Here is a 17,675-nt window from a genome sequence, read left to right as displayed (position 1 = left end):
TGCCGATCCTTGGTCATGATGTTCATGGGACGATAGGGGCGAGCTTTACATTTCCCGGGGAGGCCGATTGTCCTGACAACTGAATGAATGCCAGCTGTTTCCGGGTTTTCTTAACAAGAGCCTGTGTAAGTTCGGAAATGGCCTTTTCCCGTACGACGCGGAGCCGGACTTCCAGAAGATGGCTCTCTTCTTTTGAAAGGGACGAAAAATCTTTCTTTTTCCCTACGGCAGCGATGATCCTGGTCCAGAGCTTTTTCCCGCTGTGTGCATCGTAGAGTCTGGCTTCAAGAAGAACGGGTGTGAAATGCTTGTTGAAGAGAGCCACACCACCCACCCAGGTCAGCAATTCTTGAGCGATTTCTTCGGCAGCCAACCCGATGCCCACGTATATGTTGCTTGAAATCTTATAGCCAGCGATACCCTGGAGAAGGCCTTCAACCAACCCGGAACCAACCATGTAGAGCTGCCATCTGCGTTTTAGCTTGCCGTATCCCGAAAGTTGTACCTTTAAAACTGCATCGGCTTGATCCTGACCTCCGGGTTGGTCATCTTTTCTCTTCGCTGTCTGATGAGAAATCACATGGAAATAGGGTGTCTTATCCAACTCAAGGTCAAGGGATTCCGTCATTTCCCGGGTAGCCTGATCCAGCAAGTCTCGAATCACCTTTCCCTCATCATCTGGTGGATCTGCACCTTCAGGTATTGTTTCAATCGATTTCAGATGGGTTATAGGGGCGGTGCATTCGATAGGCATAACAATAAGCTGAATCTTTTCGCCTGACTGTACGTGGAAACCCCTGGCTGCCCAGGTCGTACAGCCTTCTAAAGACCACATTACGAGTATTACTATGATTAAAGTGCGAGACCAATTGTTATGTCTCATTCTCATTAGAGAACATAATCCAGGAGTGAATTATTCAAATCTAATATAGGTACATGAGACGCATTCTGAACTTCCAGACCCGGAAAAAATCAGGTAGAATTTCATTGGAAGAGCCACCCAACTCATGTCAGAAAGTTCATGATGACTCAGGATCAACCCAACGAAAGCAGGAGGCCGGGAGTTCCGCGGCACATGTTCCGATCTCTCCGGTACCGAAATTACCGCCTCTTCTTTGGTGGACAGAGCATTTCCCTGGTTGGGACGTGGATCCAGCGTATCGCACTCCCCTGGCTGGTCTATCGGGTAAGCGGGTCGGTATTTCTCCTCGGGGTGGTGGGGTTTGCAGGACAGATTCCCACGTTTCTCCTGGCTCCCTTTGCAGGGGTCATTTCCGATCGGTGGAATCGATATCGCATCCTGCTGGTCACACAGGTGCTGGCCATGGTGCAGGCGCTTTTCCTGACCTACCTCTATTACACGGATGCATTGAGTGTCTGGCATATCATCTACCTTAGTGTATTCCTGGGCTGTATAAACGCCTTTGACATCCCGGCCCGGCAGGCCTTTGTCGTTGAGATGGTGGAAAACCACGAGGATCTGGGAAACGCCATTGCCCTGAATTCTTCAATGGTGAACAGTGCGAGACTGCTGGGGCCTTCCATTGCGGGTGTCATCATCGCCTCCATGGGAGAGGGGATCTGTTTTCTGCTGAACGGGGTAAGCTATGCGTTCGTGATTGTCTCGCTCCTTCTCATGAAAATCAGACCAAAACCGAAAAAGAAGACAGATACTCACGTGATTCAGGAATTACGGGAAGGATTTGCGTACACCTTCGGGTTTGCTCCGATACGGTCGATTATTCTTCTTCTGGCACTCGTCAGCCTCGTAGGCATGCCATATGTGGTTCTTGTGCCTGTCTTTGCCAAGGAAATTCTGCATGGAGGATCGCATACGTTCGGGTTCCTCATGGGGTCGTCGGGTGTCGGTGCCCTGGTAGGCGCCCTCTATCTGGCATCCCGGAAAAGTGTTCTGGGTCTTGGCCGACTGGTCCCTCTGGCGTCCGGTATTTTCGGCCTGGGCCTGATTGCATTCTCCTTTTCGCGATTCCTCCCTCTTTCCCTGGTACTCATGGTGATTACGGGATTTGGCATGATGGTGCAAATGGCTTCCAGCAATATTATCCTGCAGACGATTGTAGATGATGAAAAGCGGGGTCGGGTCATGAGCTTCTTTGCCATGGCCTTCATGGGGACCGTTCCTTTTGGAAGCTTTCTGGCGGGAAGTCTGGCCAGTGCCATTGGAGCTCCCTTTACCCTTCTGATTGGTGGAATCTGCTGCATTGTCGGGGCCTGGATCTTTATGACAAGGCTCTCCGGGCTGCGGGAAATGGTTCGACCGATTTATATCCAGCGAGGGATAATCCCGAATGTCGCGGAAGGCATTCAGACCATAACGGAACTTTCTGTTCCCCCGGAAAAATAGCCATCGGCATGGTGTACCTCTCCTGAAAAAAAAATTATGTCCGTGACAACGTTCTGATTTCTATGCCAGAATGTCCTGTAGATCAAAACATGAGGGGAATCAGGAGTGGTGTCTGATCGTCGAAAACGACTCATAACCGGGAAACTGGATTTAATTGCGGCTACGTACGATCTTGTCTGTGCAGAGATCGAAGACCCCGTCAGTCTCGCAGCCCTTCTGGGTGTCTCTGTTGAAGCCGGGTGGCCACCGGGTGAATATGATCGGGATGCACAGTTGTATTTCAGGGATCGCCTCAGGGAAGGCGGTGATTCGGTTGTCGGGTGGTACGGTTGGTACGCCATTGTGCGATCAGAGGCAGAGGGTCATGGGGTATTAATTGGATCGGGAGGATTTCTTGGCCCGCCTGGAGTAGAAGGTGAGGTGGAAATCGGTTATTCGATCATGCCTGCCTGGGTAGGATTGGGCTATGCCACCGATATGGTTCAGGCTCTGACTGTCTTCGCATGGAGAGATACCCGCATAAAGCGAATCATGATCCGAACAGCTGCGACAAATCATGCCTCACAACGAGTAATTGAAAAATGTGGTTTTACCTTTGAGGGAGAAGATGAAAAAACAGGCACTCTGTGTTTTATAATGAAAAAAGGATGACAGTAATATCTTAATAGGATGGGAGGTTTCCGTGAAGAGTCATTCATGGATGATCTACGGGTTCCTTATCTTTCTAACTGTCTGGACATCCGTTTCCGTTGTTTCTCAGGATTCCGATTCGACTGCTGCGGTCGTGTTCGAGGGAAAAACCTACCCGCTTTATCCGGAGATTCTGAACCATGCACCCGGTCTGCCTTCTCCTTATACCTTTATGGGCGACGAGATCGTTACCGCCATGACCCGGGATTCGAATTACCTTCTTATACCTGTTACGGTTGAAGATGGAACTCCTTTGCATTACAGCAGTAGAGTAGGAAGCATCTTTGGTAAGGACCGCCAGCTGGAGGTGGATAGAGGGGATTTCCCGGTCATGGCCCAGACCGGGCTCCATTCTGAATCCGATCTGGATCGTAAGGAAGAGATTACGGGTTTTCCGATTGCCCTGATCGATTGTATCGGACATCCAGGGGCGCTGTCCTATGCGGGTTTTTTAGCGTCAGATGAGGATATCCTCAGCGTATTGAAAGGCGATAACCGGCTTGTTGCCGGGCTGGGATTCACGCACCCAGATATGGCGAAACCTCTTTTCCATGTGTGGAATATCCTGCTCATGGAAATCGAGTCTGGAAACTGGGCTCGATTCTGGGATCGGATTCCACGCCTGTTGTACAACGGAAGAATAGTCAAGCTGGACGCACAGGGCACAAAAGGGTGGCAAATCTCCATTTTTCAGGATGAAATTCAGGGAAGATTTGATATTTCAGTACATAGTGACCTTTTACCGGATGAAGAAGCACTTCTCAAAACGAGATATGGTTTCCTGTCCCAGACACAATTTACGGAACTGCGGGAACGATTGACAACCATCCATTTCAGTGAAATGGCACCCTACTACATCATGCGGTATGGCTTTTATGAGGGACATACGGATTACAGAACGGATCCTATTGCGATCTCGTTTATCTTTGGCTTAAAACGACTGGATGAAATCGAGGCTATATTTCCGGAATCACTTTTCCAGGTTCTCACCGGACACTATACAAAAAGCAAAAAGGCCGTGAATGCCACCGATCCGTCATCGGAGAATTGAGAGTGTCCTTCATGAGCAGGCGATCTGAAAAAAATCAAGATCGCACGATATCGAATGAATTCCCTTTATAATGCGTATACCAGAAGAGATGCATCCAATGTTCAGTATTTCGAGATTGACGTCGATAATATTTGGAAAGAAGGGAGTTGCGTGATGAATCCTGGATTGATTGGGGGAATCATTGGCTGCGTGATCGGGGTTATTGGCGGACTCATCGGTACATATGCTTCGATCCGCAATACTTTGGGACCGAAGGAGCGAGCCTTTGCGATCAGGGCTTCCATCATTGGCTGGATCGCCGCCATTATCTTTCTTGTGCTGTTGTTTGTCCTGCCGTCACCCTGGCGTTATTTTCTCTGGGTTCCGTACTCGATCCTTCTGCCTCTGGGGATTCTCTACTGGAACAGGACCCAGCAGAGGATTCGCGAGGAAGAGGCGGGGAATGTCTGACATCTTTTAATGATTTACCTGGTTGCGATACTGACACTCTCGGTCTTTGTACTTTTCCTGTTTCTTGGAGCACGATACAGACAACTGTGGCTTCTCTACCTGGTGAACCTGTTCTGGATGATAGGACTGGTTCTTGTTTCGTTTTTTACCCTGGAAGTCTGGACGAACCGTGCATATTCTGAGAAATGGGAAATGATTGGCGTACTTATCTTTGCCCTTCCTGTAACCATAATCGTATGGGTGTCAGCATTGGCGGAACTTCTCTTTCTAAGAAGAAGCAGCGGACGCGCTATCACCATATTGCGTGTACTGGCCTGTCTGATTCCGGGGCTGATGGCTGCACTAGTTGTTTCTGCCTTTCTCATGTGATTTGAAATTCAAATCATGACCAATATTCAGGCTACAATGGAAGGGTGGTTGATTTCAGGAGTGGTGGATGGGATCAGAATCCAGGGAGGTACCATGGGAATTCTTATCGGTCTTGGTGTTGTCTGTGTTATCTGGGCTGTCGTCGCAGCTATTTTGATTGCAGCGGATCTCCAGAGACGGGGCATGCGTGTCAACATCGTCTGGCTTCGCTGGATGATCCTCAAATATCTGCATGAGTATGCACGGCTGACCCGGGAGGAGGACGGAAGAGTGGGCCCACTTTTTTATCATTATGTTGTGCCCCTGAATCTTGCCCTTGTCATTTTTGTGTTGCTGGCCATCATGAACTTCGCCTTGTAGAAGGAATCCCCAAGCGAGAGGAGCGTATGCATGATTCGAGAGTCGTCTCGCACCTGACGTTCCTCATTCTTTTGTTCACCATCTTTGCCTGTATGCCGATTTCAAGAGAGAGTGGTGTTGATTCCATTTCCAGCCCGCTTCGTGATATTTCCATAGAAGTGGGAATGACACGGACCGACCTCGAGAAGAGGGTGGCGGCTATTACGGGAAAACCGACACAATACGATCTCCACGCAATGGATGTTCAGCGGAATGTCCGGTACAGCGACGGCAAGACCGTCCTGGTCGTAACCTATACTCCGGGATATCCGGCTCCGTGGGTTGAAGCAGAGGATGGGACGATTCAACACCTGCCCCCCATCGATGCTACCGTCGAATCCTGGTTGTGGCTTCCCGAATGAATTCTGTCCGGAAGAGTTCTTCCGATTGAGGCCTTTCAATCGCTCTCAGTACGATATACTTAGATAGAAAATCCCGCACGTTATGCCCCTGCCAGCTTGCAGGGCGCCGGATTGAGAGGCAGGAAAGGACAGCCCGATGAAATGGAAGATTTTTGTTGTACTCATTTTTCTCATAATTGCCATTCAGTTCATACCATACGGAAGGAACCATGTGAACCCGCCGGTTGTCTCTGAACCGGATTGGGATTCGGCCCAGACGAGGGCGTTCTTCGTGGTTGCCTGTGCCGACTGTCACAGCCATGAGACGAAATGGCCCTGGTACAGCAGGGTGGCCCCCGTTTCGTGGCTGGTTCAGCACGATGTGCAAGAAGGACGCGAACATTTCAACGTGTCTCTGTGGGGTGTTCAGAAGAAAAATCGAGGACAGGACGCTGCCGATGAGGTTCGGGATGGAGACATGCCGCCGCTGATGTATCGGTTGGGACATTCGGAAGCCCGGTTATCCGATGAGGGGCGGGGGCAATTTGTCAGGGGCCTGGCAGCCACCTTCCCGGAGCGGGAAGAAAGGCCCGGAAATGAACGTGAAGATGACTAGACCTGTCCGATACAGACGTTCCGGAGGTTTTCAATGAAAGATCTTTACCCCTGGATTGTCGCTGTTATCGTTTTTCTTGTCGTCATATCTATCCTGAAATCCGGGGGTGATACGAAAAAATTGAAAGAGCGCGGGATGTACCCTGATGCGGAGAACGCAACCATGGAGGATATCAGACACCTCATGCGCGAGGGATACAAAATCCAGGCGATTAAACTGTATCGTGAAATGTATCATGTTGGCCTGAAGGAAGCGAAGGAAAAGGTTGAAGAGATACAGAAGGAGCTGTAGTGTGCGGACACCGTGCCATGAACGGTGACATCTACATTCCATGCTGGAATTGCGGCATGAAATCCTCCCTTGAGACATTCCTGAATCACTGCTCCGGTTACTGGTCTCTTCTGAAGACCGTGCATCACACATGCCCGGGCTGTGGAAGCGGATCGTATGTCCAGTTTTTGATGGGAGAAGTGAGGATCGGATACACCTATGCTGCGGGTACGGTTCATTTTTCTCCTGAGGAAACGATCGATGTACCAGAACTGGAGCGCCATACCCTGGAGAATGGGATTTCAGTGTGTTTTCACGACAGAACCTGGACGTTCACCCCTTCTGATGAGTGATGGTGATATGATGGACGCAATCCATGAGCCATGATCCGGAGATGTTGAATTCGGTTTCAGATCGATCAGAATTGGGGTCCCTCAAAAGTACTTTAAACACCGGTGAAGGGGGAATTCCAGGGGAAGTGTCAACGAATATAGAGCGCTGGGGAGCCTGGAGCTCTTTGTGGCTTTCACTGGTCGTTCTGGCGGTCTTTCTTATTTTTAATACGGTGGTGGCGGTTGCTTTCCTGGTTTTGCACCAGGTGCAGTACCCGAATGTTGATTTTGAACAAAATGTGACCTGGATGGCGTCCAGTGGGCTCGTGATGGCGGTGGCCTCCCTTGTTTCCACCTTTCCCGCGATCGGGATGATCTACCTCTTCTCCTGGATGAAGCGCCGCAGGAAACCTCTTGAATACCTTAACCTTTCGTCCGTATCCCTGCGTGTCTTTGCCTTCTGGATTGGGGCTACGATCACCTTTGCGATCCTCTCGGATGTCCTTACTGTACTGTTGAATAAACCCATCGTTCCCGATGTCATGGTCACCATGTTTGAAACGGCGGGATCCAGGAGCCTGTTGTTTCTGGCCGTTGTCTTTGCGGCTCCTCTTTTTGAGGAGGCTTTATTCAGGGGGTTTCTCCTTCCCGGTATCCAGAGCCGTTGGGGGCCAGCCTGGGCAGTGGTCCTCACGGCCGCCGGATGGTCCGTACTGCATTTTCAATACGATCTATACGGGATCCTGACGATCTTTGCGGGCGGCGTCATGCTCGGGCTGGCACGGATTCTTTCCGGATCTACCTATGTCACCATGATTCTCCATTCTCTCTGGAACTTTATCGCTTTTGTCGAAGTTGCCTTTCATGTTCATGAAGGAGCCATCCTTCCATTTGGGTGGTGAAGCTGCGTAATGGAAACATCGATTAGAGTTTCGGCCAGGAGGGATGCATGCGAGCCTGGATGAACACATTCCTGGAGCAGTCGCTGAATACGACCGAGCAATCCGACCCTTCAGCGATCGAACTTCTTTTTGGCCATGTAGCGTACTTCCTTGTCGTTGCCTTTCTGGCCTGGTTCGCTCTCCTGGTAGCGGGTTATCTTCCGAAAACGGGAATCGGGATGTTGTTCTTTGTCATGGGTTCCATAACCCTCTATCACTACGCATGGTTATTCTGGGCCGCAATGATTCGTCCCGTTCGTCCGGATCGGTGGTTTGCCTCCCATCTTGTCTGGAACGCGATGACCTTCAGCACCATGCTTCTGATTTTCATAGTGACTGCACTTATTTTCGCTTTAGGGCTGCTCTTTGCCGCGGTCGTGCCTCCCGTCGCCGTGGCCCTGATCTATGGACCGATGATTCTGGGAGGAATTCTCTATCTGTGGGTGGCCTATCGAGCATTGAAGGGGTACTGGAACTATCTGAAGAGGATGCCGGTTGGTGCAGGATAAATCCGAACCCCGATCGGAGGCCAGGAGGTGAATTATGTGTGAAGTGGTGAACCTTGAGGAGAAGCTGTCTGCCTTTTCCTCATTCTGGGATCCGAAGATCGTGGGAGAACTCAATGGACAGCACGTCCGGCTCGTGAAGTTTCAAGGTTTATTCACCTGGCACTCCCATAACGAGGGAGACGAACTGTTTCTTGTTCTTCATGGCTCATTTACCATGAAGTTCCGAAACTTTTCCAGGACCATCCGGGAAGGTGAATTTATAATCGTACCCAGAGGAACGGAGCACTGTCCCGAAGCGTCCGATGAGGTTCATGTTCTCCTCTTTGAACCTGCAGGGACACTCAATACGGGTACGGTTCAGGACGATCGCACGGTGAAAAATCCGGAGCGGATCTGAATGAAAGGACAGCACAAATCCATGAATGTATGGATCGCTCTCTTTCGAGGGATTAACGTGGGCGGGCGGAATCTTCTTCGCATGCAGGATCTTCGGGAACATATGAAACAGTGTGGTGCCCGGAATGTGCGAACCTATATTCAGAGCGGGAACGTTGTCTTTTTTCATGAATCCGATGACCCTGGTGCGCTGGGTGAACTGATACGCAAGTCCATTTGGGATCATTCCGGTTTTGAGCCTGATGTTGTGGTTCTCTCGCCTGAAGAATTAAAAATAGCAATGGAGGACAACCCTTTTCCGGAAGCAGAATCCATGCCTGCCACGCTCCACCTATTCTTCCTCCTGCACGGTATCCAGACCCCCGATCTGAAATCCCTTGAACGGATAAGAAAGAACAGCGAGAAATTCTCCCTGAATGACCGGGTCTTTTATCTTCATGCACCGGACGGAATCGGAAAATCCTCACTGGCAGCCCGGGTCGAATCCGTTCTTAGAACTCCCGCGACCGCGCGAAACTGGCGCACGCTCACAGCCATTCGAGCCATAGTTGAGTAAGAACAAGTATGAAGCGGGAAATGGTTGCAGGGTAGGAGGGAGTTTGTGAAGCGAAAGATTCCACGAATGAGCCGCTGGGGCGTTGGACCTCTCCTTGCAGTGTTCTCCATACTCTATGGCGGAATCATGCTGGTTGTGGATCTGTCGTTTGCTCCGGTCTTTCGAATGGAGTTTCTTCCGCAACGGCTTATCCAGGGAACTGGCATTTTTTTCATCCTTATCGGGATTCCTTTCTTGCTGATCTCCGTCGTGTAAGTTCAGCGGGCCTATAACCGCGGACACCTTGTCACAGAGGGAATCTATCGTTGCTGCCGTCACCCTCTGTATGCCTCCTGGATTGTCTTTCTTGTCCCAGGGATCTCATTGATCCTTAAAAGCTGGCTGATCCTGACAACTCCGTTATTTATGTACGGGGTTGTTTCAGGATTGGTGTCAAGAGAAGAGGAATACCTGGAGGAATTGTTTGGAGAAGCGTATCGAGAATACAGCCGGAGGGTTCCCCGTATACTCCCCTGGGGATGGTTCAGAAGGTGAGCCGGCAAATTCGTCTGATTATCCATCAGAACCGGAGTTCATCCGGTGGAAAGGAAGGGAAAAACCATGGGATTGTTCGACAGCAAAGAGCCGGAAGAGGTCTTCATCTTCCCGGGTGACATCTCACTTCATTGTGAGATCTGCAAGAGGGATCGTTTCTGGAAAAGGGAGGGTCAACTGAACACGGCTGTCGCTTCCTTTTTCAGTCTGGACTGGGCCAATGCGACGGCTACGTGTTACGTGTGTGAGTACTGCGGGTACGTGCATTGGTTTTTGCCGAAACGGTAAAACCTATCCTGCCGTTCCTTTCTGGAATGACAAAAAACTGCCTGCAGGAATCTGCAGGCAGTCTGTTCACGAAATAGTAAAGCGAAACTATGCTTTGTCAGCCTGAATGCTGATAAACCGGCCCAGACGTCCACGGTTTTCAAAGTGAACGTATCCGTCAACCTTGGCGAAGAGGGTGTCGTCTTTTCCACGGCCGACATTGAGGCCCGGTTTAAACCTTGTTCCGCGCTGGCGGACCAGGATGGAGCCTCCGGTCACAAACTGGCCGGCGAAACGCTTAACACCCAGAAACTGAGGGTTGGAATCTCTTCCGTTCCGGCTGCTACCCTGTCCTTTCTTGTGCGCCATGGTTACACTCCTTCAATCGACTCGATTTTTATCTTCAGAAGCTGCTGCCGGTGGCCTCGAGTCCTTTTGTACTGTTTCCGGCGTTTCTTTTTGAAAACGATGATCTTGTCCGCCTTGAACTCCTGAAGAACCGACCCCACAACCGTGACTCCGTCCAGGACGGGACGCCCGATCTGCAGATCGTCTTCCTTCTTCACCGCGAGAACGCGATCAAAGATAACCTTGCCTTCATCGGAAGGCGTGATTTCAATGGCCAGGGTGTCGCCGGGCTTAACGCGGTACTGCTTGCTGCCCGTTTCAATAATAGCGTACATCTGCACTCCTCCTATCGGAAAGGGAAGGGCTACTGTATCACAATTTCCAGAGGTTGTCAAAAGAGGGGATATGTGTCTATCATGGGTCGACAACGATGAGGTTCAGGAGGTCAACCATGAAATTCGTTCTTGCCGTGCTTTCCCTGTTTCAGGTGTTCAGTCTTCAGGCTGCGGCCCATCACCCCATTACGGTGGATGATCTTTTCGCCATGCAGAGGATCAGTTCCCCGGTGATCTCTCCCGATGGACAACGGATCGCGTTCACCGTTGATCAATACAGCATGGAGTCTAATAATCATCGTACAGCTATCTATCTTTATGCCATGTCAGATCAGTCTATTAAACCCATGACTTCCGGCGACACAAGCGCATTTGATCCGGCCTGGTCACCGGATGGAAAGATCCTGTACTTCTTATCGGACCGGGGGGAACACGTGGGTGTTTACAGCCTGGCCATGTCAGGAGGGGAGGCCATTCCCGTTACATCCTTCGAGCGGGATGTGGATGCCTTTTCCATCGCACCCGATGGAAAGAGCCTCTTTCTCTTTATGGGGGTTTATCCAGAATGTGGTGCCGATTGGGAGTGCAACCGGAAGCGAGTGGAAAGCGATGAATCCCGCCCGTCGAAAGCGAAGATCATTGACAGCCTCTTTTACCGACACTGGAATCAATGGCTGGACGATACGGTCAGCCATCTCGTTATGTATGATCTTGCCTCGGGGAAAGCCCTGGATCTGACTCCTGGAAAAGACTCTTTTCCTCCCATCGCTCTGGGAGGTCCCTATGCCATGGCAATCTCTCCTGATGGATCAAAAGTCGCTGCAGTTGTAAACCGGGAAGAAAAGAGTGCGATATCCACCAATCACGATATCGATCTCATCGATCTTCGTTCCGGAAACCATGAGACGCTGACCGCAGCCAATTTGGCCTGGGATGATTCTCCACAGTTTTTCCCCGATGGAACGAGGATGGCGTACCTCCGGATGGGCCATCCCGGGTATGAGGCCGATCAACAGGAACTGGTGGTCCGAAACCTGGAAAATGGCAAGGAACTTAATCTTACTGCCGGATTTGATCGGTCCGTCGATAAATATGTCATCGAGCCCACCGGAAAGACGATTTACTTTCTTGCGGGGAGCGACGGATACACGGAAGTCTTCAGTGTTTCTTCCACCGGCGGATCGGTAACGCAGTTGACGATGAAACGCACGGTGTCCGACCTGGACCTTGTGCCGGATGGTAAAGCTCTCATTCTCGTGATTGAGTCCTCAACGTCCCCACGGGAATTGTGGGCCCTGGACATCAAGACCCGGGCGCTTCGTCAACTTACCTTTATGAATCGGGAGCGATGTGACGGGATTTCATGGGGTTCTCTGGAAGAAGTCCGATATCCATCCTTCGATGGGACGATGATCCATGGGTATCTCGTGCGTCCTCCCGATTTTCAACCGGAAAAAAAGTATCCGATGGTACTCCTTGCTCATGGCGGACCCCAGGGGGCCTGGGATGACGATTTCCATTATCGATGGAACCTGCAGATGTTTGCTGCTCCAGGCTATGTTGTCTTTGCTCCCAATTTCAGGGGTTCAACCGGTTACGGTGCCAGGTTCAAAGAGGCAATATCCGGGGACTGGGGAGGGAAGCCTTATGAAGATATCATGTCAGGGGTTGATTACGTCGTAAAGACCTTTCCCTTCGTGGATGGGGACCGCCTGGTAGCGGCGGGCGCCTCCTATGGCGGCTTCATGATGAACTGGATTGCCACCCATACCGACCGGTTCCGATGTCTGGTATCCCATGATGGTGTCTACGATCAGTTATCCATGTATGGCACGACGGAGGAACTCTGGTTCCCCGAATGGGAATTCGAAGGAGATCCCTTCAGACATCCTGAGCTCTACATGAAATACTCCCCATCGCTCTTCGTAGCCAATGCGAAAACCCCCGTCCTCATCGTCCAGGGTGCGAAGGACTATCGGGTTCCTGAAAACCAGGCCATGCACTTCTTCACTGCGCTTCAGCGTCTGGGTGTCCCCAGCCGTCTTCTCTATTTCCCGGATGAAGACCATTTCGTTCGGAAGCCGCAAAATGCAAAGATCTGGTGGAGCGAGGTCTTCAGCTGGTTTGACCGCTATGTAAACCCGGATCATGAGGCAGGGGTTGCGGCGGGGCGCTGAATACCGTACTCGACAGGGGCCACACAGAGAGAAGCGACGAGGCAGTATTGAACATAGGGTATGGAGTGACGAACGGGCAGGTTCGTCGATAGTACGGGGTTTCAGGCCTCAGGAAATTTCTTCTACTGCATTTTCTGGGTTAATACACCCTGACTGGAGAAGCTTACAAAGGTTTCTGAGGCCTTTTTTCGAGCCTCGTGACGCACATCGAGAAGGGAATCTCTGTTATTTTCAACCAGAGACACCACTTCCCCGTCCAGAGCGCCCCTCTCCGACATGGATTTCAGCATGTTTATAGTGGCACCGGGAGACCTGGGCTGGCGATAAGGTCGGTCTTCCTGCAGGGCTGTAAATACGTCTGCCACGGCAATGATTCTGGATTCCATCGGGATGTCTTCCGCTGAGACATGAAAGGGATACCCGCTCCCATCCATGTGTTCATGGTGAAACGAGGCCCATGGTTCAATCGATCTCAAAGGTTTAATCCCTCTCAGAAAACGGTGAGTATGGTAAGGGTGGGTGACCATGCTCTGTCGCTCTTCCCATGTCAGGCCCGCGGGTTTCTCAATAATTTCGGAAGGTATGGCCAGTTTGCCGAGGTCGTGAAGAAATCCCGCCAGTGCGATCAGGGTGCCTTCATCCTCGGAAAAACCTGCCAGGCGCCACAACTTTTCAGCCACCATGCCGGTGGTGCGTGAGTGACCGGCGGTAAAGGGACTGCGGAAGTCAACGACACGAGTCAGCATCTCCCCAAGGTTGAAGAGTCCGGGAAGGTCGATCACGATTTCCCATGGGTGAACCATATGATTCAGCGTGTCACGGGCGTTGGGATGGAGTATTTCCATCCACAAATGTTCGAACCGGGCCAGATTTCCGAGTGCATCGACGGCTTCCGGCCAGAAAACTGACCCGGATCTTTCCATGACCCGTTGAAGGGCGTGTTCCACTTGCTGAATTACCGGACGATCCCGGTTGAGAAGAACGGAGACCCGGTCCGCAAGGTGGAGAATGAAAGTGCCCGGTGCCGGGGTTAATCCCTGGGCTTCCAGAGCACCTTTCTGATCCCAGCGGGCATGGTGATCGCGGATCAGCCTTGACACGGCATGAAGAGGAGGAAATGAATCGACCAGCCATGCTCCCTGCCGCGCGTGGGTGTCCTCGGGAGAGATATCGAAGTCGGCTTCAAATTCGAGAAGATCGAGTCGCTCCTCCAGGCCGAGAGCTCCAACGTCATGAAGAAGCCCCGCAAGAATGAGCACCTGTTCAACGGACTGTCCCAGTCCCATCTCTCGCCCGATGAAACAGGACAGAAGGGCCACCCTTGCGTGGTGATCCCTGAGAGCGGGATGACAGGAGTCGGCAATATCCGCCACTCCGGAAACAATCTCAAAGAGTGATACTCGAAGATCCTGGTTCACGGTGCCCACCCTTTTTTGATTTTCTGCTACGATGCCGCCATTCTTCGCCTGGCATCATCATATCATACGGTAATGGTTTTCTGCAGGTTTCCAGACCTGCAGGAAGGCTCCCCCCGGGAAGACATAGGTGCTGTCGGGTTCATGTATACTTGGAACACTTCCCTTCGGAGGACGATGATGAAGATATTCCGCCGTATCTCCATTATTCTGAATTTCAGAGCTTTGCTGATTGCAGTACTGGCGGTGCTTGCCACCTATGTGTGCCGGACCTACCAGATCACTGCGGATTTCCCGTTGACCCTTGTCGCTACGGCGGTGGTTTTTCCCATTGTCTTTTCCATCGGCGGTGCGTATAAGCGCAGAGAGGATGCTCTGAACCATTATGGTTCTCTCAAAGCCCATGGACGAGCCATCTATTTTGCGGCGCGTGACTGGCCGGAGACAATCGATGAAACATCACTGCAGGAACTTAAAGGTCATCTCTTCCGCCTCATGGAGGCTCTTCGCAGGCTCTTTACTGGATCTCTTGCGGCCATGGTGGAAAACGAGATTCAGGTTCAGGAGGCTTTTTCCTGTCTTTCCAAGTATATCCGTTCACTCAGGAAGCTTGGCCTGGCATCCGGGGAGATCTCCCGATGCAATCAATACCTGAGTAAAATGATGCTGGCGTTTGAGAGTGTGAAACACATCTACCAGTATCGGACACCTCGAACCCTGCGCACCTTCAGTGAGTTTTTTATCGTGGTCCTTCCCATTGCCTATGGCCCGTACTTTTCTGCAGTGTCGGGTTCACTCCATGGCGTACTGGCCTATGTTACGCCGGTTCTCTTCACGATAATCCTGGTAAGTCTTGATACGATCCAGGACCATCTTGAAAATCCCTTTGATCAGATCGGAGAGGATGACGTAATGATTAATGCGGAAAAATTCATAGCCCATCTGGAGATGCCATGCTCCAGGGGCCTGGCTCCATAGTCGAATCGCATCAGGAAGAAGCGGTACAGGTAAGAGGCTTCGAATTGGGCACGTTTAAAAGAGAACGGAGCCTGTCGATCACTTCCTCAGGGATTCCATCCCTTTGTAATGCGGCCATCAGTTTGTTGTCCTTCAGATAACCGCCTGAATAAGCGTTCAGCCTTGCCGCCAGAGTCGAGTTCCGAAACGTGACCGGGTCGTTGAAGGATTCCCGAAGAAAGAAAGCGAGAGCCCGGTTTCCACGAAGGTAGTATTTCTGGTGATAATCTTCCGCCGGATAAAACGTTGCGAGGGGAAGGATTTCCGTGTAAACTGTGCCTTTTTCCCTGCGAATCTGTTCCAGGGAGATTTTTGCCTCTGAACGCTGATGGTCGTCGTGAGTGAAAATTGCAGCCCTGTATTGTATCGACCAGGCTTTTCTCTCCGGATTGTGGGATTCCCAGAAGATCGTTAACAGCTCACGATAGGAAATGATATCGGGGTCATAATCGATCTGGATTGCCTCCGTATGGTTACCCAGACTGTGGTATGTCGGATGTTGGGTTGTTCCACCCGTATAGCCTACACGTGTTCGTACGACACCGTTCAAGCTCCCGAACCGGGAGTCGGGGCCCCAGAATCACCCGAGTGAGAACGTCGCGGTTTTGAGATGGGTCGGAACAACTGTAAATTCGGGTGTCTTGGAATGCGTCATAGATTTCTCTCCCGGGGATGCAAGATCAGATCGTACCGGATGGGTAAATGTCAGCAATGTCAGCGTTGCAGCCAGCCATGGTACAATCGCCAGAAATGCGTTGATTGTTCGATAACCTTCCCCGTGTTTCATATCCCTTTGAGAACACGGGGAGAGGAGCCAGCATTCCCGAGATCTATGTAATTGTTATCGCTTCCAGAAATCGGGACTTAACAGGACAAGCACCGTGAAAAGCTCAAGCCGGCCGAGCAGCATGCAGAAGGAGAGAAGAATCTTTCCGCTCAGCGGGATAAAAGCATAATTGAGGGTAGGACCGATCTGGTTCAGGCCGGGGCCGATATTTCCCATGGTGGCGGCCACGGACGTGACGGCGGTGACAGGGTCGAGCCCAAGGCCTGCCATGATCAGAGATGCCGCCACGAAAATCAGCATGAAGAGGATAAAGAAACCACGGATTGCCGCTGCCGTGGAATCTTTCACAATCTCACCGCCGACTTTGATCGTGAAGACGGATCGCGGATAGATCGTACGTTTAATTTCCCGAATTCCATCTTTTACCAGGACGATTATGCGGATAACTTTCATCCCGCCGCCGGTAGAACCGGCACAGCCACCGATGAACATCAAAACAACGAGAAGAACTCTGAGCAGAGAAGGCCAGAGGTCAAAATCGGCTGTGGCGTATCCGGTTGTGGTCAGAATGGAGACAACCTGAAAGCCGGAATATCGGAGTGCTTCCCCGACCGTATCATAATTCCGGGCCAGAAGGAGGGTGATCGCTGTAAAGGTGGTAAGAAAGGCAACTAGACCGATGTATACTTTAAATTCCGTATTCTTAAGAATGTTTTTAATACTTCCCTGAATAGCCTGATAATAAAGGCTGAAATTGACACCGGCAGCAATCATAAAGAGGATAATGATCGATTCAATGGCAACACTGTCATAAGCTGCGATGCTGGTATTGCGCGTGGAAAACCCGCCGGTTGCCAGCGTTCCGAAGGTGTGGCAGAGGGATTCAAAAAAATTCATGCCCGCCAGCATCAGGAATAACGTCTCAAAAACCGTGAGAACTCCATAGATTACCCATAAGGTCCTGGCGGTCTGCGCGATTCGGGGGCGCAGACCTTCCGGAGTCGGTCCTGGAACCTCCGATCGATAGAGTTCTCGACCTCCAACACCAAGGAAGGGAAGAACCGCAATGAACAGGACGATGATTCCCATCCCGCCCAGCCAGTGGGTCAGACTGCGCCAGAAGAGGATACCCCGGGGCAGAGCTTCGATATTGGTCAGGACGCTTGCTCCGGTAGTGGTAAATCCGGACATGGATTCAAAGAAGCAATCCACGTAGGTGGGGAATTCTTCAATACCGGTGAAGTGGTAGGGAAGGGCTCCCACGGCAGCCGCAATAATCCAGCTGAACGTAACGATAAAGATTCCTTCTTTTCGGAATATTTCCCCCCGTTCCTTTCGAAAGGAGAGAAAGGTGATAGCCCCGAGGCCCACCGTGATTACCATGGAAAGGAGGATCGGGATGCGATCGGGTCCCCTGTCGTGAATACTCCAGAGCAGGGGAAAGACCATGAAAAGGCCCGTGTAAAAGGTGAACAGTCCGAGGATCTTGCTGATCAGACGGAGATTCATG

Annotated in this window: 22 protein-coding genes and 1 pseudogene; 17 read left to right on the top strand and 6 right to left on the bottom strand. The window is 51.2% G+C overall.

The window, feature by feature from the left end:
* Window positions 1-22: 22 nt before the first annotated feature.
* Complete coding sequence (locus tag PLD04_05695; protein ID HXK67816.1) at window positions 23-664, bottom strand: hypothetical protein; 642 nt, start codon at window positions 662-664, stop codon at window positions 23-25.
* 411 nt (window positions 665-1,075) lie between these two features.
* Between PLD04_05695 and PLD04_05690 the strand changes: the two genes are divergently transcribed.
* The 15 genes from PLD04_05690 to PLD04_05620 all read left to right on the top strand — a co-directional run bounded on the left by PLD04_05690 (window position 1,076) and on the right by PLD04_05620 (window position 9,540).
* Window positions 1,076-2,365 (top strand): MFS transporter, encoded by a 1,290-nt coding sequence (locus PLD04_05690; GenBank protein HXK67815.1) that lies wholly within the window; start codon window positions 1,076-1,078, stop codon window positions 2,363-2,365.
* A 108-nt stretch (window positions 2,366-2,473) separates the two neighbouring features.
* Window positions 2,474-3,016, top strand: a complete 543-nt coding sequence (locus tag PLD04_05685; GenBank protein HXK67814.1) for a GNAT family N-acetyltransferase — start codon at window positions 2,474-2,476, stop codon at window positions 3,014-3,016.
* Window positions 3,017-3,047: 31 nt separating this feature from the next.
* Window positions 3,048-4,106, top strand: a complete 1,059-nt coding sequence (locus PLD04_05680) for a hypothetical protein (GenBank protein HXK67813.1) — start codon at window positions 3,048-3,050, stop codon at window positions 4,104-4,106.
* 153 nt (window positions 4,107-4,259) lie between these two features.
* Window positions 4,260-4,556 (top strand): hypothetical protein, encoded by a 297-nt coding sequence (locus PLD04_05675; protein HXK67812.1) that lies wholly within the window; start codon window positions 4,260-4,262, stop codon window positions 4,554-4,556.
* A 9-nt stretch (window positions 4,557-4,565) separates the two neighbouring features.
* Complete coding sequence (locus PLD04_05670; GenBank protein ID HXK67811.1) at window positions 4,566-4,925, top strand: hypothetical protein; 360 nt, start codon at window positions 4,566-4,568, stop codon at window positions 4,923-4,925.
* Between the two features lie 15 nt (window positions 4,926-4,940).
* On the top strand, window positions 4,941-5,285 hold the full coding sequence (locus tag PLD04_05665) for a hypothetical protein (protein HXK67810.1): 345 nt from the start codon (window positions 4,941-4,943) through the stop codon (window positions 5,283-5,285).
* 26 nt (window positions 5,286-5,311) lie between these two features.
* Window positions 5,312-5,686 (top strand): hypothetical protein, encoded by a 375-nt coding sequence (locus PLD04_05660; protein ID HXK67809.1) that lies wholly within the window; start codon window positions 5,312-5,314, stop codon window positions 5,684-5,686.
* A 136-nt stretch (window positions 5,687-5,822) separates the two neighbouring features.
* The gene (locus PLD04_05655; GenBank protein ID HXK67808.1) at window positions 5,823-6,281 is read left to right on the top strand and encodes a heme-binding domain-containing protein; all 459 of its coding nucleotides are present in this window, start codon (window positions 5,823-5,825) and stop codon (window positions 6,279-6,281) included.
* Between the two features lie 33 nt (window positions 6,282-6,314).
* The gene (locus tag PLD04_05650) at window positions 6,315-6,572 is read left to right on the top strand and encodes a ribosomal protein L7/L12 (protein HXK67807.1); all 258 of its coding nucleotides are present in this window, start codon (window positions 6,315-6,317) and stop codon (window positions 6,570-6,572) included.
* A gap of 56 nt (window positions 6,573-6,628) precedes the next feature.
* Complete coding sequence (locus tag PLD04_05645; GenBank protein ID HXK67806.1) at window positions 6,629-6,904, top strand: hypothetical protein; 276 nt, start codon at window positions 6,629-6,631, stop codon at window positions 6,902-6,904.
* Window positions 6,905-7,029: 125 nt separating this feature from the next.
* Window positions 7,030-7,785 (top strand): type II CAAX endopeptidase family protein, encoded by a 756-nt coding sequence (locus PLD04_05640; protein ID HXK67805.1) that lies wholly within the window; start codon window positions 7,030-7,032, stop codon window positions 7,783-7,785.
* A 47-nt stretch (window positions 7,786-7,832) separates the two neighbouring features.
* Window positions 7,833-8,333, top strand: coding sequence for a hypothetical protein (locus PLD04_05635; GenBank protein ID HXK67804.1), 501 nt, complete (start codon window positions 7,833-7,835; stop codon window positions 8,331-8,333).
* Window positions 8,334-8,367: 34 nt separating this feature from the next.
* The gene (locus PLD04_05630; protein HXK67803.1) at window positions 8,368-8,730 is read left to right on the top strand and encodes a cupin domain-containing protein; all 363 of its coding nucleotides are present in this window, start codon (window positions 8,368-8,370) and stop codon (window positions 8,728-8,730) included.
* 21 nt (window positions 8,731-8,751) lie between these two features.
* Complete coding sequence (locus PLD04_05625) at window positions 8,752-9,285, top strand: DUF1697 domain-containing protein (GenBank protein HXK67802.1); 534 nt, start codon at window positions 8,752-8,754, stop codon at window positions 9,283-9,285.
* Between the two features lie 45 nt (window positions 9,286-9,330).
* Window positions 9,331-9,540 (top strand): hypothetical protein, encoded by a 210-nt coding sequence (locus PLD04_05620; GenBank protein ID HXK67801.1) that lies wholly within the window; start codon window positions 9,331-9,333, stop codon window positions 9,538-9,540.
* Between the two features lie 654 nt (window positions 9,541-10,194).
* On the opposite strand, the gene rpmA is transcribed toward PLD04_05620, so the two are convergent.
* Entirely contained in the window at window positions 10,195-10,455 is a 261-nt protein-coding gene (rpmA, locus tag PLD04_05615) for a 50S ribosomal protein L27 (protein ID HXK67800.1), read from the bottom strand.
* Window positions 10,456-10,457: 2 nt separating this feature from the next.
* Window positions 10,458-10,769, bottom strand: a complete 312-nt coding sequence (gene rplU, locus PLD04_05610) for a 50S ribosomal protein L21 (GenBank protein HXK67799.1) — start codon at window positions 10,767-10,769, stop codon at window positions 10,458-10,460.
* A 116-nt stretch (window positions 10,770-10,885) separates the two neighbouring features.
* On the opposite strand from rplU, the gene PLD04_05605 reads away from it, so the two are divergent.
* Window positions 10,886-12,946: a S9 family peptidase gene (locus PLD04_05605; protein HXK67798.1), complete on the top strand. Its 2,061-nt coding sequence runs from the start codon at window positions 10,886-10,888 to the stop codon at window positions 12,944-12,946.
* A 122-nt stretch (window positions 12,947-13,068) separates the two neighbouring features.
* On the opposite strand, the gene PLD04_05600 is transcribed toward PLD04_05605, so the two are convergent.
* Window positions 13,069-14,364, bottom strand: a complete 1,296-nt coding sequence (locus PLD04_05600; protein HXK67797.1) for an HD domain-containing protein — start codon at window positions 14,362-14,364, stop codon at window positions 13,069-13,071.
* Between the two features lie 177 nt (window positions 14,365-14,541).
* Between PLD04_05600 and PLD04_05595 the strand changes: the two genes are divergently transcribed.
* Entirely contained in the window at window positions 14,542-15,339 is a 798-nt protein-coding gene (locus PLD04_05595; GenBank protein ID HXK67796.1) for a hypothetical protein, read from the top strand.
* Between the two features lie 10 nt (window positions 15,340-15,349).
* On the opposite strand, the pseudogene PLD04_05590 reads toward PLD04_05595, so the two are convergent.
* Both PLD04_05590 and PLD04_05585 read right to left on the bottom strand, forming a co-directional pair.
* Window positions 15,350-15,943: pseudogene (locus PLD04_05590) on the bottom strand (peptide-methionine (S)-S-oxide reductase).
* A gap of 276 nt (window positions 15,944-16,219) precedes the next feature.
* Window positions 16,220-17,674, bottom strand: coding sequence for a potassium transporter TrkG (locus PLD04_05585; GenBank protein ID HXK67795.1), 1,455 nt, complete (start codon window positions 17,672-17,674; stop codon window positions 16,220-16,222).
* Window position 17,675: the final 1 nt, after the last annotated feature.

It is taken from the genome of Thermoanaerobaculia bacterium, assembly GCA_035593605.1.
GTDB lineage: Bacteria > Acidobacteriota > Thermoanaerobaculia > UBA2201 > DAOSWS01 > DAOSWS01.
The sequence above is the reverse complement of the archived record's forward strand: the minus strand, read 5'-3'. Positions and strand labels throughout refer to the sequence as shown.

What these genes read in the sequence shown, in the direction of transcription:
- PLD04_05690 (HXK67815.1), top strand. Translation starts at nt 1,076, where the DNA reads ATGTTCCGATCTCTCCGGTACCGAAATTACCGCCTCTTCTTTGGTGGA.
- PLD04_05675 (HXK67812.1), top strand. Translation starts at nt 4,260, where the DNA reads ATGAATCCTGGATTGATTGGGGGAATCATTGGCTGCGTGATCGGGGTT.
- PLD04_05670 (HXK67811.1), top strand. Translation starts at nt 4,566, where the DNA reads ATGATTTACCTGGTTGCGATACTGACACTCTCGGTCTTTGTACTTTTC.
- PLD04_05665 (HXK67810.1), top strand. Translation starts at nt 4,941, where the DNA reads ATGACCAATATTCAGGCTACAATGGAAGGGTGGTTGATTTCAGGAGTG.
- PLD04_05660 (HXK67809.1), top strand. Translation starts at nt 5,312, where the DNA reads ATGCATGATTCGAGAGTCGTCTCGCACCTGACGTTCCTCATTCTTTTG.
- PLD04_05655 (HXK67808.1), top strand. Translation starts at nt 5,823, where the DNA reads ATGAAATGGAAGATTTTTGTTGTACTCATTTTTCTCATAATTGCCATT.
- PLD04_05650 (HXK67807.1), top strand. Translation starts at nt 6,315, where the DNA reads ATGAAAGATCTTTACCCCTGGATTGTCGCTGTTATCGTTTTTCTTGTC.
- PLD04_05645 (HXK67806.1), top strand. Translation starts at nt 6,629, where the DNA reads ATGAAATCCTCCCTTGAGACATTCCTGAATCACTGCTCCGGTTACTGG.
- PLD04_05635 (HXK67804.1), top strand. Translation starts at nt 7,833, where the DNA reads ATGCGAGCCTGGATGAACACATTCCTGGAGCAGTCGCTGAATACGACC.
- PLD04_05630 (HXK67803.1), top strand. Translation starts at nt 8,368, where the DNA reads ATGTGTGAAGTGGTGAACCTTGAGGAGAAGCTGTCTGCCTTTTCCTCA.
- PLD04_05625 (HXK67802.1), top strand. Translation starts at nt 8,752, where the DNA reads ATGAATGTATGGATCGCTCTCTTTCGAGGGATTAACGTGGGCGGGCGG.
- rpmA (HXK67800.1), bottom strand. Translation starts at nt 10,455, where the DNA reads ATGGCGCACAAGAAAGGACAGGGTAGCAGCCGGAACGGAAGAGATTCC.
- rplU (HXK67799.1), bottom strand. Translation starts at nt 10,769, where the DNA reads ATGTACGCTATTATTGAAACGGGCAGCAAGCAGTACCGCGTTAAGCCC.
- PLD04_05605 (HXK67798.1), top strand. Translation starts at nt 10,886, where the DNA reads ATGAAATTCGTTCTTGCCGTGCTTTCCCTGTTTCAGGTGTTCAGTCTT.
- PLD04_05595 (HXK67796.1), top strand. Translation starts at nt 14,542, where the DNA reads ATGAAGATATTCCGCCGTATCTCCATTATTCTGAATTTCAGAGCTTTG.
- PLD04_05585 (HXK67795.1), bottom strand. Translation starts at nt 17,674, where the DNA reads ATGAATCTCCGTCTGATCAGCAAGATCCTCGGACTGTTCACCTTTTAC.